The organism is Nitrospira sp. Kam-Ns4a (assembly GCF_965152595.1).
Genome location: NZ_OZ224218.1, coordinates 3850621 through 3866553, shown reverse-complemented (window position 1 = coordinate 3866553; position 15933 = coordinate 3850621). Strand labels below are relative to the sequence as shown.

11 protein-coding genes, 1 tRNA gene and 1 pseudogene are annotated in these 15933 nt (G+C 65.2%); 9 read left to right on the top strand and 4 right to left on the bottom strand.

Annotated features, from left to right (window positions below; genetic code table 11):
- The first annotated feature begins 67 nt into the window (after positions 1–67).
- The 3 genes and pseudogenes from ACWHYQ_RS19175 to ACWHYQ_RS19165 form a co-directional block, all read left to right on the top strand.
- Positions 68–3925: an AAA domain-containing protein gene (locus tag ACWHYQ_RS19175; RefSeq protein WP_447973690.1), complete on the top strand. Its 3858-nt coding sequence runs from the start codon at positions 68–70 to the stop codon at positions 3923–3925.
- The gene (locus ACWHYQ_RS19170) at positions 3922–4188 is read left to right on the top strand and encodes a hypothetical protein (RefSeq protein ID WP_447973689.1); all 267 of its coding nucleotides are present in this window, start codon (positions 3922–3924) and stop codon (positions 4186–4188) included. The genes ACWHYQ_RS19175 and ACWHYQ_RS19170 overlap by 4 nt, the downstream gene beginning before the upstream one ends.
- A 13-nt stretch (positions 4189–4201) precedes the next feature.
- Positions 4202–6446 (top strand): annotated as a pseudogene (locus ACWHYQ_RS19165) (type I restriction endonuclease subunit R); the annotation flags it as partial.
- Positions 6447–6632: 186 nt separating this feature from the next.
- Here the strand turns inward: ACWHYQ_RS19165 and ACWHYQ_RS19160 are convergent.
- The 3 genes from ACWHYQ_RS19160 to ACWHYQ_RS19150 form a co-directional block, all read right to left on the bottom strand.
- Positions 6633–7661 carry a hypothetical protein gene (locus ACWHYQ_RS19160; protein WP_447973688.1) on the bottom strand — a complete coding sequence of 343 codons (1029 nt, stop codon included), beginning with the start codon at positions 7659–7661 and terminating at the stop codon, positions 6633–6635.
- A gap of 204 nt (positions 7662–7865) precedes the next feature.
- Positions 7866–7952, bottom strand: a tRNA-Leu gene (locus ACWHYQ_RS19155).
- A 181-nt stretch (positions 7953–8133) separates the two neighbouring features.
- A complete protein-coding gene (locus ACWHYQ_RS19150) occupies positions 8134–9612 on the bottom strand; it encodes an AAA domain-containing protein (protein WP_447973687.1) in 1479 nt (492 codons plus the stop codon).
- 177 nt (positions 9613–9789) lie between these two features.
- Here ACWHYQ_RS19150 and rplI point away from each other — a divergent pair, with 177 nt between their 5' ends.
- The 5 genes from rplI to ACWHYQ_RS19125 all read left to right on the top strand — a co-directional run bounded on the left by rplI (position 9790) and on the right by ACWHYQ_RS19125 (position 13960).
- On the top strand, positions 9790–10278 hold the full coding sequence (gene rplI, locus ACWHYQ_RS19145) for a 50S ribosomal protein L9 (RefSeq protein WP_447973686.1): 489 nt from the start codon (positions 9790–9792) through the stop codon (positions 10276–10278).
- Between the two features lie 57 nt (positions 10279–10335).
- Positions 10336–11592, top strand: a complete 1257-nt coding sequence (locus tag ACWHYQ_RS19140; RefSeq protein ID WP_447975604.1) for a serine hydroxymethyltransferase — start codon at positions 10336–10338, stop codon at positions 11590–11592.
- A gap of 22 nt (positions 11593–11614) precedes the next feature.
- Complete coding sequence (gene nrdR / locus ACWHYQ_RS19135) at positions 11615–12079, top strand: transcriptional regulator NrdR (RefSeq protein WP_447973685.1); 465 nt, start codon at positions 11615–11617, stop codon at positions 12077–12079.
- Positions 12080–12183: 104 nt separating this feature from the next.
- Complete coding sequence (locus ACWHYQ_RS19130) at positions 12184–13299, top strand: histidine kinase (protein WP_447973684.1); 1116 nt, start codon at positions 12184–12186, stop codon at positions 13297–13299.
- On the top strand, positions 13286–13960 hold the full coding sequence (locus tag ACWHYQ_RS19125; protein ID WP_447973683.1) for a response regulator: 675 nt from the start codon (positions 13286–13288) through the stop codon (positions 13958–13960). The genes ACWHYQ_RS19130 and ACWHYQ_RS19125 overlap by 14 nt, the downstream gene beginning before the upstream one ends.
- Before the next feature lie 49 nt (positions 13961–14009).
- Here the strand turns inward: ACWHYQ_RS19125 and ACWHYQ_RS19120 are convergent, their stop codons facing one another.
- Complete coding sequence (locus tag ACWHYQ_RS19120; RefSeq protein WP_447973682.1) at positions 14010–14663, bottom strand: sulfite oxidase-like oxidoreductase; 654 nt, start codon at positions 14661–14663, stop codon at positions 14010–14012.
- Between the two features lie 271 nt (positions 14664–14934).
- On the opposite strand from ACWHYQ_RS19120, the gene lpxC reads away from it, so the two are divergent.
- Complete coding sequence (gene lpxC, locus ACWHYQ_RS19115; protein WP_447973681.1) at positions 14935–15879, top strand: UDP-3-O-acyl-N-acetylglucosamine deacetylase; 945 nt, start codon at positions 14935–14937, stop codon at positions 15877–15879.
- Positions 15880–15933 lie beyond the last annotated feature (54 nt).

Sequence of the window (15933 nt, the reverse complement as noted above, 5' to 3'; positions counted from 1 at the left end):
TCAGGAATCTGAAGGAGCTGGGGTATGAAGTTTATGCTCTGGCTCTAGGCAGTGAGGCTGGCGTTCGATGACAGAACCTCAATCCATCGACTTGAATCCGGAGATTCGCCGTATCGTCGATGCCGCGCGCGGTGTATGGACCCGCCGGCTCATCGACCACTCGCGAGCGAACTCCCTCCTCTTCTACCGCGACCTCAAGGTCGGCACTCTCGACCTGACTGCGGAGACGGAGGCTGTGGGCCGTCTGCTCGCAGGCGACAAACTGACAGTTGAGTCGCTGGTCTCGGCAGGCCGGTATGCGGAGGGCCCTGACCCCGTCGTACGTACCCGGGCCGAAGCCGAGGCGCGCCAAAAGGTACGAAGCGCGCTCGTAGCGCTCCAGCGCAAGGCGTTGAGCAACCTCGAGGAGAAAGGTATCGAGACGCTCCACCTGGCAATGGGGATGGCTACATGGCCCGCTTCCGATGGTGGGCGGCCGTACGATGCGCCCGTGCTGCTGCTGCCGGCCCGCATCGAGGCGCGCGGCCGGCCGGGCGACGACCTGCGACTCGCAGTCGCGGGCGAGCCGCAATTAAACCCGGTGCTGCTGTATGTGCTCGACGAGAATTACGCGATCCGTATCAATGCGTCTGCGGTGCTGAGCGAGTGCGGCGGCGAGGACGAATCGGGACAGTGGCGCATCGACCCAGAGGGCGTGTTCGCGCGCATCGAGCGCGCGGCCACGACCGTACCGGGCTTCAAGGTGACGCGGCGCGCGATCCTGGCCAACTTTCAGTTCGCGAAGATGGCCATGGTCGAGGATCTGAAAAGGAACGGGGACACCATATCTTCGAGCGCCATCGTTGCGGCCGTTGCCGGCCATTCGGTCTCACGACAGAAGCTGGCCCAAGCGGTGATCGACATCGAGCCCGCCCAGCTCGATGAGCGCCCCGCGTCCGACGACTACCTCGTGCTCGATGCGGACTCCACGCAGCACCGCGCCATCGTGCTTGTCGGCAAAGGGCAGAACGGCGTCGTGCAGGGGCCGCCGGGAACTGGCAAGAGCCAGACGATCTCGAACCTCATCGCGCAGAGCGTGGCCGAGGGGCGCCGCGTGCTCTTCGTGGCAGAGAAGCGCGCGGCCCTGGATGCGGTCATCAAGCGCCTGACCCATCCGGCTGTGGGGCTCGGTCATCTGGTGCTCGATCTGCACGGCGCGTCCGTCTCGCGGAAGGAGGTGATGGCGCGGCTTGCGCACGCATTGGAGCAGATACGTAACGCGCTGCCGGTTGACGGTGCCGAGGCGGTCCACCGGGAATTCGAGGCTCGGCGCAAGCAATTAAACGAACACGCGCGTCGGGTGAACCAGATTCGCCAACCGACCGGCCTTTCTGTGAACCAGATGGTCGGCAGACTGCTCCGCCTGCCGGCAGCGGCGAAATCCGCGCTTCGACTCCGCGGCGAGACACTGGCCGCACTCACGGCCGAGCGCGCAGACGAAGTCAAGCAGTGGATCCTCGAGGGTGCCGCCAATCCGACTCTGTTCCTCGGCACAGACCCTTCGCCGTGGAACAACGCGGATATCAGGGACGGCCGCCGCGCACAGGAAGCGCTGGACCTGGCCACCAAGGCAGCCAACGAGCTCTGGCCCGAGTTCGAGCGACTTCTCGAACAGGTAGTGAACCAGCTTGGCGTTCGGCCGCCGAGCACGCTGGATGAGGTGGCTTCGTTCTTGGCCGTTCTGCACGATGCACGCGGCATCCGCCAGCAGTACGGCACCGAGATCTTCTCATCGCAGCCTGGGGACTTCGCGCGGGCGCTCGAGCCAGCGACCGGCGGTCCGATCGCCCGCGCCTGGGCGTTCCTGAGCAACCCGGCATACCGCGCCGCACGCAAACGCCTGCGCGCGTTGCGCGCGGCGCCGGCACCGCCCGCAACGTTGCGACAGGAGGCGTTGCAAGCCGAGGATGTCCTCCGCCGTTGGCAAGCCTTTGCCCCACCCTCAGCCGTGCCTGTTAAGTCGGATGCTGAAATCGAACTCAGTGCCGCGTTCGGCGCCCTCAACGAGGCGACAAAGAAACTCGGGGCCATGACGGAAGCGGGCCCGTTCGGCGGCATGCAGCTTTCGGCGGCGGCCTCACGGTTGCGGGCGCTCGCCTGCGACCGGCAGACCCCGTTCCGCTTGCCAGGCATCTACGATCTTCGATCGCTGTTCAGCAAGGCGGGGCTCGGTGGCTTTGTCGATGATCTTCGCAATCATGGTGTTGCTGCCGAGCACTGGTTGGCGCGATTCGAGCACGTCTGGCTTTACTCGGCGCTGGAGCAAGCGTTGGCATCCGATCCAGCTCTCGCTTCGTTCAACGGCCGCACCCACGAGCAGGTCATCGAGGAGTTCAAGCGCTTGGATCGTGAACGCGTCCGCCTCGCTGCCCAGCGCGTGCGCAGACTCCATGCCGAGCGTGCGATCGAGGCGATGAACAGGCACTTCGATCAGGCAGATTTGGTTCGGAGAGAGGCGGCCAAGAAGTCACGCCACATTCCGCTGCGCGAATTGCTAGCCCGTGCGCCTGAGGTTCTCACGCGGATCGCACCCTGCTGGGTCGCGAGTCCGCTGTCGGTTAGCCAACTGCTAGATGGCAGCAGGCGGCACTTCGACGAGGCGAGCCAGATCCTTCAAGAAGAGGCGATCCCGGCGCTCTACCGTGCAGGACAGGTGGCCGTAGCCGGTGACCGGCACCAATTGCCGCCCACGACGTTCTTTGCAACGGCTGTCGAAGGCGAGGACGAAATCCTCGATGACGATGAGGAAGCGCGGAGCGCAGAGGCGATGGCGACGGCGTCAATTGGCGGGTTCGAAAGTCTGCTCGATACTCTGGAAGCCTTCCTGCCGAACTGGCTCTTGGAGTGGCACTACCGTAGCGAGGACGAGCGCCTGATTACGTTTAGCAACGCCCACGTCTACACGGGGCGGCTCGTGACCTTTCCGAGCGCGCGTGGCCAGGAGGCAATTCGGCACATCCTTGTACCGCACGACCCCGCGTTAGGTGGACAGGAGGAAAGTGCATCGCGGGAAGTCGAGGAGGTTGTGCGTCAGGTGATCCTGCACGCGGAGACGCGGCCCTACGAGTCCCTCGGTGTCATCACTATGGGCATCAAGCACGCGAACCGCATACAGGCTGCTCTGGACCGCGCCCTCGACCGCCGGCCCGACCTAGCGGATTTCTTCTCGCTCGACCGCGAAGAGCGTTTCTTTGTCAAGAACCTGGAGACCGTGCAGGGTGATGAGCGTGATGCCATCATCTTGTCGATCGGCTATGGCAAAACTGCGAATGGCGATCTGCCGCATCGCTTTGGTCCGCTCACTCAGGACGTCGGTTACCGACGCCTGAACGTGGCCATCACTCGGGCGAAGCGCCGGATGTGCGTCATCAGTTCCTTCTCCCACGACGAGATCGATCTGAACCGCTCCGGGAGTCGGGGCGTACAACTGCTCAAAGCGTATCTGGAGTACGCTGCTAGTGGAGGCACACGCCTGCCTGAGGATGAGCGCGCGGGAGAAGTTAGTCTCAATCCATTTGAGGCCGATGTCCGTGACGCCTTGGAGGCCCGGGGCGTCAAGACGCGACCGCAGTTTGGCGCGTCTCGCTATCGCATTGATCTGGTCGCCATGCATCCGAAGAAGCCAGGCCGCCCCGTCCTTGCTATCGAATGCGATGGGGCGTCTTATCATTCGAGCGCCACCGCACGAGACCGCGATCGGCTTAGGCAAGCCCATCTTCAGCGGCTGGGTTGGCGGTTTCACCGCATCTGGTCGACCGACTGGTTCTACCACCGCGAGCAGGAGCTTGAGCGCGCGATTGCGGCCTACGAGGAGGCTGTCCGCTGGGCAGATTTGTCGGACGCCGATACCTGCCCCCACAAGCTACGGACGGGGCTCAATCCATGATGCAGGCTCAGCAGCAACCAGTCGGGCGGCAGCGCGGGCCACGGCCGCTCGTGCCGGTGCGCGAGACGATCGACCAGTACAGCGACCGCGAATTGCGGCAGATCGCCGAGTGGGTCATATCCGACGGTTTGCTACGTACGGACGAGGAACTCATCCGTGAGATCTTTGAGACGCTGCCATTCGAGCGGCTAGTCAGCCGAATAAAAGAGCGCTTGAAGGGAGTTGTAAAAGACCTGCGACGGGGAACTGGCAGGGGCCCATGACGAGCACAAATCATATGAGGCGGGCCGCAAGCCAGGCGGCAAACCCGGCGACCGGCGCATCGGTGTCGTCTGGCACACGCAGGGCTCGGGCAAGAGCCTGACGATGGCCATCTACGCGGGGCGCATCATCCGCGAGCCGGCGATGGAGAACCCGACCCTCGTCGTGCTCACCGACCGCAACGACCTCGACGACCAGCTCTTCGCCACCTTGCGAGCTCCTGTCGGTGGCGGCGGGCGGGGTGGTGTTCACGACCATCCACAAGTTCTTCCCCGACCTGCCTGCCGCGTCGCGGAACGTGGCGCAGGCAGGGGAGAAGGGTGACCTGCCTGCGCCAAGCGGCGCGCGGCAGGCAGGCCGGCACCCGACGCTCTCCGAGCGCCGCAACATCGTCGTGATCGCCGACGAGGCGCACCGCAGCCAGTACGACTTCATCGACGGCTTCGCGCGCCACATGCGCGACGCGCTGCCGCACGCCTCGTTCATCGGCTTCACCGGCACTCCCATCGAGCAGGCCGACGCCAACACGCGCGCAGTCTTTGGCGACTACATCAGCGTGTACGACATCCAGCGCGCGGTCGAGGACGGTGCGACGGTGCCGATCTACTACGAGAGCCGGCTGGCGAAGCTGGCGCTGGATAAGGCCGAGCGGCCGAAGATCGACCCCGACTTCGAGGAAGCCACCGAGGGCGAGGAGGTCGAGCGCAAGGAGAAGCTCAAGACCAAGTGGGCTCAGCTCGAGGCCGTGGTCGGCGCCGAGAAGCGCCTGAAGCTCATCGCCCGGGACATCGTCGAGCATTTCGAGAAGCGCCTCGAGGCGCTGGACGGCAAGGGGATGATCGTGTGCATGAGCCGGCGGATATGCGTTGAGTTGTACCGTGAGCTGATTGCGTTGCGACCTGGTTGGCATGACGAGGACGATGCTTGCGGGGCGATCAAGGTGGTGATGACCGGCTCCGCCTCGGACCCTTCGGACTGGCAGCCCCACATCCGCAACAAGCCGCGGCGGGAGGCGCTGGCCAACCGCTTCCGCGACCCGAGCGATCCGCTCAAGCTCGTGCTCGTGCGCGACATGTGGCTCACCGGCTTCGACTGTCCCAGCCTGCACACGATGTACGTGGACAAGCCGATGCGCGGTCACGGGCTCATGCAGGCGATCGCGCGGGTGAACCGCGTGTTCCGCGACAAGCCGGGCGGACTGGTGGTGGACTACCTCGGCCTCGCCCATGAACTGAAGGCCGCGCTCGCGACCTACACCGAGAGCCGTGGGACGGGGCGCACGGCGCTCGACCAGAACGAGGCCGTGGCGGTCATGCAGGAGAAGTACGAGGTCTGCTGTGACCTTTTCCATGGGTTCGACCGCACGCCGTGGACGGCGGGCACGCCCGAGGAGCGCCTCGCCCTGTTGCCGACGGCGCAGGAGCACATCCTCGCACAGGAGAATGGCAAAGACCGCTACGTGCGGGCGGTCCGCGAGCTATCCCAGGTCTTCGCGCTCGCGGTACCGCACGAGGAGGCCCTGCGCATCCGCGACGACGTGTCCTTTTTCCAGGCCGTGCAGGCGGTCCTCGCCAAGCGTGCGCCGGGTGAGGCCCGCCCCGAGGAAGAACTGGATCACGCGGTCCGGCAGATCATTTCGCGCGCGGTGGTGCCGGAAGGCGTGCTCGACATCTTCGCCGCCGCGGGGCTCCAGAAGCCCGACATCTCGATCCTCTCGGAAGAGTTTCTGGCCGAGGTGCGCGGCATGCCCCAGAAAAATCTCGCCGTCGAGCTGCTCCAGAAGCTGATCAAGGGCGAGCTCGCGACCCGGCGGCGCAAGAACGTCGTGCAAGCGCGTTCGTTCGCCGAGATGCTCGAGCGGACCATCCAGCGCTACCAGAACCGCGCTATCGAGGCGGCCCAGGTGATCGAGGAACTGATCCAGCTCGCGAGAGACATGCGGGAGGCGAACGCACGGGGCGAGGTCTTGGGCCTGCGGAGGAGGAGGCTGGCGTTCTACGACTCGCTGGAGACCAACGACAGCGCGGTGAAGGTGCTCGGCAACGAGACGCTGTGGAAGATTGCCCGCGAGCTGGTCGAGACTGTGCGCAACAACGTGACGATCGACTGGACGCTGCGGGAGAACGTGCGCGCCCAACTCCGCGTGCTGGTCAAGCGCATTCTGCGGAAGTACGGTTACCCACCCGACAAGCAAGAGAAAGCGACGCAGACGGTGCTGGAGCAGGCCGAGGTGCTGTCGGCGGAATGGGCGGCGGCGTGACTGGTTGTGTCGGCCACCTGTTGTCTCTACACTCGGCGTCAAGCGTGCCGACCACAACGCCTTCTACGGGCTGAGGCCGGAGGAGATCACGATCGTCAGGGAGACGCGATGAGCACTCCGGACCGGAACCCCATGCAGCGCTACGCGCCTCCAACGTTCGGCATGATTGCGCCCACTTCGAGTTGGCTAGGGGGCGCGATAGCTGCTCGCATCCCCCTGCTTGCAGCCGTCCACCAAAAACACCTCGTCGTCGCGGTTGAAGTAGATGCCGACCTTGTCCTTGTCCCGCTTGCCGTAAATCCAGAAGTGCGTGTTTCGCATCTCTGACGGATCGCCGAGGAGGACCTGGGCTTCCGTCTTGTTCATGCCCCGGACGAGCCGCGCGCAGATCCGGCTGCGGTATTCGTGGGCCTCGCGCTTTTCTGCCTCGATGCGCTGGCGAACGCGCTGGAGCGCGGCGGCCAACGCCTGGTCCTGCTGGTCCAAGACGGTTTCGACTCGCCTGAGGTCCGCCAACGGTGACCCCGAAGGCGGAAGGGGGCTCACGCCCCTGGCTTGAAGGTGCTGCCTGAGCTGGCGGAGCGCGCGCTCCACTTCCTGTTGTTGCTGCTCGACCCGGCTCGCTTTTTCGGCCACGAGTTGCTGCGAGACCAGCAGTTCCCGTTGCATTGCTTCCAACGCTTGGGCCTGCGCTTGATGGTGCCGCAGCAATCGCTCGACTTCCCGCTGTTGCTGCTCGACCTGCCGGGACTTCTCCGCAAGAACCTGTTGGGACTCGAGCAGTTCGCGGGCGGTCTGTTCCAGCGCCAGTTCCTGCTGCCGATTCTTCGCCTGGGCACGACGCTGGATGGCCAGGAGCTTTGCAACGGGAACCCGGAGCAGCCGGAAGACGGTGAGCGTTCCGTCGGGATTCGGTTCCTCGTAGGTCATTTGGGTTTCGATCAGGAGCCCCTGGGCGTCCAGAGAGGACACCTGCGCGTAGTTCATGAGCTCGGTCTTCCCGCGCTCAAAGGCCAGTTGTCGGCCTTCCTCGACGGTGCGCACGTTGGAGGCGACTCCCACAACGAAGAGGTCGTCCCCCTCGAGGAAGGAGGATTTCTCGGTCCAGAAGGGATGCGCGTCCTTGGCGGCCAACAGGGGCGCCGGGTGGAGCACGAAGGGCAACGAGACAAGAGACAGCGTGAAGAGCTGTAGGGACCGTGCCAGCCGTGTCATGGTACCCTCCCTTGCCTGGAAGACTGCCTGTTGGTTCATGACTGCATTGGTGATGTAGCACAAGGCCGGAGAGGCGTGAATACCTTTTCTCCGGAGCCGGCCGGGGGCCATCGTCCGGCAGCACTCAGGCAGTCAGGGGTGGAAACGGTGGAGGGCGCAGGCGCAAGCTTGGGCGAGGACGAGGACCCCGCCTGAAAGAGCGGTTGGTGCCGAAGCCGGGATTTGAACCCGGACACCCTTGCGGGCACTAGACCCTGAATCTAGCGCGTCTGCCAGTTCCGCCACTTCGGCACTCGAGGGATGCTGAAATAAGCCTATAACTGCGTTCTCGCTTCGCTCAAACCCTCGACGTACCGGCCAGAGAGTACGCCTCGGGCTTTCGCTCGCTGTGGCCTGGCGGCCTTTCCCGACATGTGAATGGGGCAACCACCGCCTTCGGAGACCGCATTATCCCTGATCGGCCGCGGGCGCGTCAAGGCGACCCGGTCGGCTGAGGGAGGCCGGAGATGGTGGCGACCGGCCGCCAGCCTTCGGACGGGATGTCGCGGGTGTCGCCGCTGAGGACGATCCGCTCGCGGACGAGCCCGGCGGCGCCGAGCAGGAAGGGGGCGGGAATCAGCGGCGCCTCGTCGGCCAGGAGGACGTCGAACCGGACGCGGCGGAACAGCGGATCCGACACCACGCGGGCTGCCGTCGTGATAACCAGGCGGCGGTTCTGGATGAACCCCTGCCGGTTGGTTCCCTCTTCCGCCGCCAGCAGTTCCCGGATCTTCTTGGTCCCGCCCAGCCGCTTGATCTCTTCCTTGAGATCGTTGTATTCCGGCCGCAGCTCCTTCGGGATCGCCGCCTCGGGCTTCAGCTCCTCGATCCGGTGCTGGGCGATCTCCAGCTCCCCCATGAGCCTCCGCACCTGCTCCTCGTACAGGGCCCGATACTGCGGGAGCGATTCCAGGTTCTTGCCGACGGTCTGCATGGCGAGCCGCTTCCAGATGGGGAGAGCCTCGTACTCGGCGAGGGTCTTGTCAATCTCCTTGATTTTTCCCTGCAGCTCGCTCAGTTGGTGCAGGAGGCGCCACTCCAGGTGCTTGACCTCGTCCAGGTCGCGCTGCTTCTCAGCCTTGTAGGCGAGGAGCGGCGTGAGCTCCCGAAACCGTTCGTACTTGCGGCGCAGCGAGGCTTTCTCCGACCGCGCCTTGGCAAAGAACTGGTGCATTTGCGCTTCGAAGCCGAGGTCGTGGAGCGGCATCCCGGCCGCCTCACCGACCACGGCGAGCTCGTAACGGCACAGCAAGCTCTTGTAGGTGGTGAGCCCGCCCGCGCGCATGGTCCGTGCGATGAGGCCGAGGATCTCGTCGGCGTCGCGGTGGCTGGGGCTGACGAGCAGGAGCCGCTTGTTCGCCCGCACCAGCTCTACGGCGAGCGCGGCCAGCTTGGCCCGCCGGGCTGCGAGGCTGTCGGCCCAGAGCGTGGTGAACGCGGCGGAGCCGCCGCCGACCCGCGCCGTCTGGTCGCGTCCGACCTGCTCCGGGTCCAGCCAGGGCACCAGGCGCTCGGCCGGCCCCAGCGCGTACCAGTCGGTCTTGACGGCCATCTCGGCGAGCCGCTTGGCGGCGGTGTCGAAGAAGGCGGTGGCGTCGGGCACGATCGTCGCGGACGGCAGCGTCGGGCCGATGGCGTCGAAGGTCTGGACCCAGACGGTGCCCTGGGCGCGGCCGACGACGACCCCTTCGGTGGGCTCCGTGCCCTCGGGCGGGATGACGGTCACCGGGAGGTCCTCGATCCCCAGCGTGTCCGCGGGGACGGAGAAGGTGTAGAGATGGAGGGTGCCGATGGTCAGGAGCCGCCGCCCAGCTGTGCACGGAACGGGCCGGTCCAGCCCGCGCGAGGCGGCGGCGTCGCGCTCCTCGGCGAGCGCGTGCGAGAAGTGGTCGAGCAGTTCGAGGAGCTTCACGTGACTTGGTGGACGTCCCGGCTGATTGGAGCCGCGGCCCCCGCTGGGCTGCCACGGCGTGGCTATCTTACTCGTCGGCCTTCGAGCCTGTCCAGCCGCGAAGGCCGGAGAACATTCGTTGACTTTTGACCATGCGGCCAGTATGCTTTTTGCTTCCACGACGAAGGAGTTAGACCCATGAAAGTCATTCTGCAGGAGAACGTCGAAGGCGTCGGGCACGTCGGGGACTTGCTCGACGTGTCGGACGGGTTCGCCCGCAACTATCTGCTGCCCCGCAAGAAGGCCTTGGAGGCCAATCCCCGCAACGTCAGGGCGTTCGAGCACGCCAAGCGTCTGATGGCGGAAAAGGCCAGGAAAGAGAAGATCGAGTTCGAGACGCTGGCCAAGAAGCTGTCCGCGGTTACGATCATGATCACCGCTCAGGTGGGGAAGGACGACAAGCTCTTCGGGTCGGTGACGACCAAGGATATCGCGGAGGCGTTGGCCGAGCAGGGCTTCGAGGTGGACCGGAAGAAGATCCAGCTCGCCCAGCCGATTAAGGAGCTGGGCACCGTCGCGGTCCCGATCAAGCTCCACCGCGACGTGCTCGCGAGCGTGTCGGTGCAGGTGGTGAAGAAGGAAGAAGCCAGAAAGGACGGCGCCGAGCCGGCCCGGGCGGACGCGTAAGGGGCGACCGGAGGCCTTGAACCATGAGGAGCGTGCATGCGTAACGCCGTCGGCTCGTTGAAAGCGCTGAAGCAGACCGATCCGGCCGTCTACAAGGCGATCCAGGGCGAGGAGCGGCGTCAGCGCGAAAAGGTCCTCCTGATTGCCTCGGAGAACTTCGCGAGCCCGGCGGTCCTCGCCGCGCAAGGCTGCCTCATGACGAACAAGTACGCCGAGGGGTATCCCGGTCGGCGGTACTACGGTGGGTGCCAGTTCGTGGACTCGGTCGAGGCCCTCGCGATTGAGCGCTGCAAGCGGCTCTTCGGCGCGGACCACGTCAACGTCCAGCCCCACTCCGGGTCCCAGGCGAACATGGCGGCCTACCTGTCCGTGCTCAAGCCTGGCGACGTCATCCTCGGCATGGACCTCTCCCAGGGCGGCCATCTCACCCACGGCAGTCGCGTAAACTTCTCTGGCATCCTCTTCCGCTCTTACTTCTACGGCGTGGACCGGGCCACCGAGACGATTGACTACGACGCGGTGGGCAAGATCGCGGAGGAGTGCCGGCCCCGCATGATCGTGGTCGGCGCGAGCGCCTACCCCCGCGTGCTGGACTTCCCGAAGTTCCGGGAGATCGCCGATGCGGTCGGCGCCTACCTGCTCGTGGACATCGCCCACATCGCGGGGCTGATTGCGGCCGGGTTGCATCCCAATCCAGTTCCCTACGCCGATTTCGTGACGACGACCACCCACAAGACGCTGCGCGGGCCGCGGGGCGGGATCATCATGTGCCGGGCCGAGCACGCGAAGGCCGTGGACAAGACGATCTTCCCGGGCATCCAGGGCGGCCCGCTCATGCACGTGATCGCGGCCAAGGCCGTGGCGCTCCAGGAGGCGCTGTCGCCGGCCTTCCAGGCCTATCAGCAGCAGGTGCTCGCGAACGCGCGCGCGCTCGCCGCGGGGCTGGCCGAGCGCGGCTACCGGGTCGTGTCCGGCGGGACGGACACCCACCTGATGCTGATCAACCTGAGCACCAAGGGGCTGACCGGCAAGGAGGCCGAAGCGGCGCTGGATGCGGCCGGGATCGTCGTGAACAAGAACGCGGTGCCCTACGACGAGCGGCCGCCGGCGGTCGCGAGCGGGATCCGGTTGGGGACTCCCATCGTGACCACGCGCGGGATGCGCGAGGCCGAGATGCAGGAGATCGTGGGGATGATTGACCGGGTGCTCCAGCACCGGTCGGACAAGCGGGTGCAGCGGGAAGTCCGGACGCAGGCGAAGGCCCTCTGCGCGCGCTTTCCGTTCTTTCACACCGACAGGACGGCGCCATCCTGAACGGCAGAGCGAGGAATCCCTCGTGAAGTGCCCGTTCTGCGACGAGCTCGAAGACAAGGTGGTGGATTCCCGGATGGCCAAGGAAGGCGAGGTTATCCGCCGCCGCCGTGAATGCCTGGCCTGCAAGCGCCGGTACACCACCTACGAGCGGATCGAGGAGAGCCTGCCCATGGTGGTGAAAAAAGACGGGCGCCGCGAGCCGTTCGACCGCAACAAGATCCTGGTCGGCCTCAAGAAAGCCTGCGAGAAGCGCCCGATCAGCACGGCCACGCTCGAGGCCGTGGCGGACCGCATCGAGAAGCGGTTCCAGGAGCTGGGCGAGACGGAGGTCTCGAGCCAGGCCATCGGGGAGGAGGTGATGCGCGAGCTGCATCAGCTCGACCAGGTGGCCTACGTCCGGTTCGCGTCCGTCTATCGGGAGTTCAAGGACATTGATCAGTTCATGGACGAGCTGAAGGCGCTGGCCCGCGAACGGCGGGACAAGTAGCGCGCTCGGCCATGCCCCCCGCTCACCCGTCCGAGCCGCCGCCCGTTGCGCGGACCCGGGGTCCGGGCTGCGGATCGCGGCGGCACGCCGCGATGGATCAGCCGATGCGAGCCAAACGAACCAAGCCCCGCGCTTCCAAGAGCCGGCAGCCGAGCGAGTCGGCCGCGGCCACGCACGTCGCCATCATCGGAGCGGGCCGCGGAGGCACCGCCCTGATGGAAATCTTTGCCAAGGACCCGCTGGTGAAGATCGTCGGGGTCGCGGAGGTGAGCCCGAAGGCCCCGGGGATCCTACTCGCCCGCCGGTTGGGGATCCCGGTCCTGCGGAGTTACAAGGACCTCCTGGAGATGGAATCGGTAGACCTCGTCATTGATGTGAGCGGGAACCCCGAGGTCGAGCGGAGCCTGCAGGCCTTTCACCGGACGGGCGTCGCGGTCGTCGGCGGCGCCAGCGCGAAGTTCATGTGGCAGCTCATCGAGGCCCGCATCCGGGCGACCGCCGAGATCGAGAAGACGCTGAACAAGTACCAGTCCCTCTACCGACTGTACGTGAAGGAGTCCGGCGCGGCGGTCACGGAGGAGCGGACCCGGATCGCCTGCGAGATCCACGACGGATTGGTCCAGAACCTGGCGGGCGTGAATTTCAAGCTTGACCTCTGCCAGGAGTTGCTGGAGCGGGACCCGCGCGCCTGCCAGGAGACCCTGCGCGAGACGAAGCAGCAGCTCAAGCTTGCCATCCAGGAGGCGCGGCAGGTGATCTTCAACCTGCGACCCGTGCAGTACGACAAGCTGGACCTAATCCCGGCCCTCACCAACTATCTCAAGTCCTACGAGACCCAGTACCACGTCAAGACCGAGTTCTCAGTCTCCGGGGACGAGACCACGCTGTTCCCGAAGACCAAGATTTTTCTCTTCCGCATTGTGCAGGAGGCGTTGAGCAACGTGCAGAAGCACGCGAAGGCGGACCGGGTCTCGGTGGAACTCGTGATCGGACGGGACGCGCTGACCGCGACGATTACGGACAACGGGGTTGGCTTCGACGTGGACACCGTGTCGCGTGATCCGGAGAAGTGGGACCACTTCGGGCTGCGCGGGATCGAGGAGCGCGCCCGGCTGATCGGCGGGGAGGCCCGGATCGAGTCGCGGAAGGGGCAGGGCACTCGCATCGCCATCGCGGTGCCGCTCGTAAAGAAGGAGGCCAGGCGAGATGGAGCGCATTAAGGTCTTGATTGCCGACGACCACCGGGTCGTGCGGGAGGGCCTGGCGGCGATCCTGAAAACCAAGGAGAACATCCAGGTGGTGGGGGAAGCCCAGGACGGCCAGGAGGCCGTCGAGAAGGCCCGGGCCCTCATGCCCGACGTGATCCTCATGGACGTGAGCATGCCGCGCATGAGCGGGGTCGAGGCTACCCGGATCATCAAGCGGGAGTTCCCGCACATCGGCGTTGTCGCGCTGACCATGTACGAAGAGCAGCAGTATATCTTCGACCTCGTGCGGGCGGGTGCGACCGGCTATCTCTTGAAGGACACGGATTCGGCGCAGATCGTGGCGGCGATCCGGGCCATTTACCGGGGCGAGTCGCTGATCCACCCGTCGGTGGCGAGCAAGATCCTGGCGGAGTTCTCCCTGCTGGCGCAGAAGGGCAAGGGGAAGAAGCCGACCTGGGTGGAGCACGATCTAACGGAGCGCGAGATCACGGTGCTCAAGCTCGTCGCAGACGGCAAGACCAACAAAGAGATCGCCAACAGCCTCGACTTGAGCGAGAAGACCGTCAAGAACCACGTGCGGAATATCTTCCACAAGCTGCAGGTCTATGACCGGACGCAGGCGGCGATTCTGGCGATCCGCAAGGGGCTCATCCAGCTCGAGCCGCATCCATGAGACTGTGGTCAGTGGCGGAAGAATGGGGTCAGGGGTCGGTGATTGTCCCTCACGCGTAGCGGTCCTCGTCCCAGGGTAGAGCGGTGTTCGAATAGCCGCGCACCTCCCAGTAGCCCTTCCGGTCCCGCTCCAGGAACGCGATGTCCTTGATCCATTTCGCGCCCTTCCAGGCATAGCGCGAGGGCACGATGACGCGAGCGGGCCCGCCGTGCTCGCGTGACAACGGCTCGCCGTTCAAGGTCCGGGCGATAAGCACGTCCTCGGCGTCGCAGGCCTCCAGGGGCAGGTTGGTCGTGTACCCATCGTAGGAAGTGAAAAAGACGAACCGAGCTTCCGGACGCGGGCGGGCGACGCGGAGCAGGGTGCGGAAGCCGACCCCTTCCCAGACGTTATCGAAGGTGCTCCAAGTCGTCACACAGTGGAAATCCGAGACAACTTGGACTTGCGGCTGGGACAAATATTGCTGCCAAGTCCAGGTGAAAGGGTTTTCAACCAGGCCGCCGACGGTCAGGGTCCACTCCTCAAGGACAATGCTGGGATGAATCCCAAGATCAAGAACAGGCCAGCCCTTCGTGGGATGCTGGCCGGGCGGCAAGCGATCCAGGCGCGGCCGCTGATCCTGGGCGACGCCTTCTTCGACCAGTCCCCGCTTCAGCTTCGCCCATTCTTCCTTTTTGGCGATGAGACGTTGATTCGGCTCCACGAATCCGGCCTCCCGACTTGTATGCGCACGGACGGCGCCGCCCGCGGCGCCGCAGAAACCGCCGAACTGTACCACGGACGGCGCTCCACACGCACCACGAAAGTATGGAGAAGACGCAGCGATCACCTGAGAAAAAGCCACAAGTGTTTGGTTTTTACAACAGGATACCTTGCGGGTCTAGAAGAGCAGAGCACAATTTCGAGCACTTGTGCGATACCACTTTGGCATGCCAGTTGCTTCCTCATTTCTTCGCACTACAGAAGGAGGAGGCATGCGCCAGCAACAGACTGTGGCTCGGGCGGTTTCCTGTACGGGTGTCGGGCTCCACTCGGGCCAGTCGGTGACGCTGAGGCTGCGGCCAGCTCCTCCGGATACGGGTATCGTCTTCATTCGCCGCCATGACGGGAAGACGGTGGCCGTGCGAGCGACTGTGGCGAACCTTGCGCCCACCGAGTTATGCACGGCAATCCGGCTGAACGGCACCGAGATCAAGACCATCGAGCACGTGCTGGCCGCGCTGGCCGGGCTGGAAATTGACAACGTCTATGTCGAGGTGGATGCGGGCGAGGTGCCGGCGATGGACGGCAGCGCCGCTCCCTTCGTGGAATTGATCCGAACGGCGGGCATTGCGGTCCAAGGCCGGCCGCAGCCCTACCTCAAGATCCTTCAGCCTATCGAGGTGGTGGACGGCGCCCGCCGGGTGGTTATCGAGCCCTCGGTATCTACACGGATTACCTACACCATTCGATACAATCACCCGCTGATCCAAACTCAGACCTACCGCTGCAACATCTCCGCCGCGTCCTTCGCTGAGGAGATCGCCTCCGCGCGGACCTTCGGGTTCCTGCACGAGGTCGAGATGCTCTGGTCCAAGGGCCTGGGGCTAGGCGGCTCGCTCGACAACACGATCGTGCTGTCGGAGAACGGTATCCTGAATCGGTCCGGGCTGCGCTTCGCGGACGAGTTCGTCCGCCACAAGGTGCTGGACTTGATCGGCGATCTGGCGCTGCTCGGGATGCCCTTTATCGGGCACTTGATCGCCGACCGGTCTGGCCACGCGCTGCACACCAGGTTAGTGGAGCAGGTCCTCACGCAGGGAGACAAGTGGATGCTTGTCACCAGTGAGGAAGAGGCGCGGGCCGCTGCCGCCCTGGAGGCTTGCCCTACCTTCGTGCCCGCACAGGCCCCGCCGCTCCAAGCAACCACTGCCTGCTGATTGCCCGTCTTTCAGTCTGGCTCCGACGTGGGATTCTCCGCCCGGAGGGGAAAA

What these genes read in the sequence shown, in the direction of transcription:
- ACWHYQ_RS19175 (WP_447973690.1), top strand. Translation starts at nt 68, where the DNA reads ATGACAGAACCTCAATCCATCGACTTGAATCCGGAGATTCGCCGTATC.
- rplI (WP_447973686.1), top strand. Translation starts at nt 9,790, where the DNA reads ATGAAAGTCATTCTGCAGGAGAACGTCGAAGGCGTCGGGCACGTCGGG.
- ACWHYQ_RS19125 (WP_447973683.1), top strand. Translation starts at nt 13,286, where the DNA reads ATGGAGCGCATTAAGGTCTTGATTGCCGACGACCACCGGGTCGTGCGG.
- ACWHYQ_RS19130 (WP_447973684.1), top strand. Translation starts at nt 12,184, where the DNA reads ATGCGAGCCAAACGAACCAAGCCCCGCGCTTCCAAGAGCCGGCAGCCG.
- lpxC (WP_447973681.1), top strand. Translation starts at nt 14,935, where the DNA reads ATGCGCCAGCAACAGACTGTGGCTCGGGCGGTTTCCTGTACGGGTGTC.
- ACWHYQ_RS19170 (WP_447973689.1), top strand. Translation starts at nt 3,922, where the DNA reads ATGATGCAGGCTCAGCAGCAACCAGTCGGGCGGCAGCGCGGGCCACGG.
- ACWHYQ_RS19160 (WP_447973688.1), bottom strand. Translation starts at nt 7,661, where the DNA reads ATGACACGGCTGGCACGGTCCCTACAGCTCTTCACGCTGTCTCTTGTC.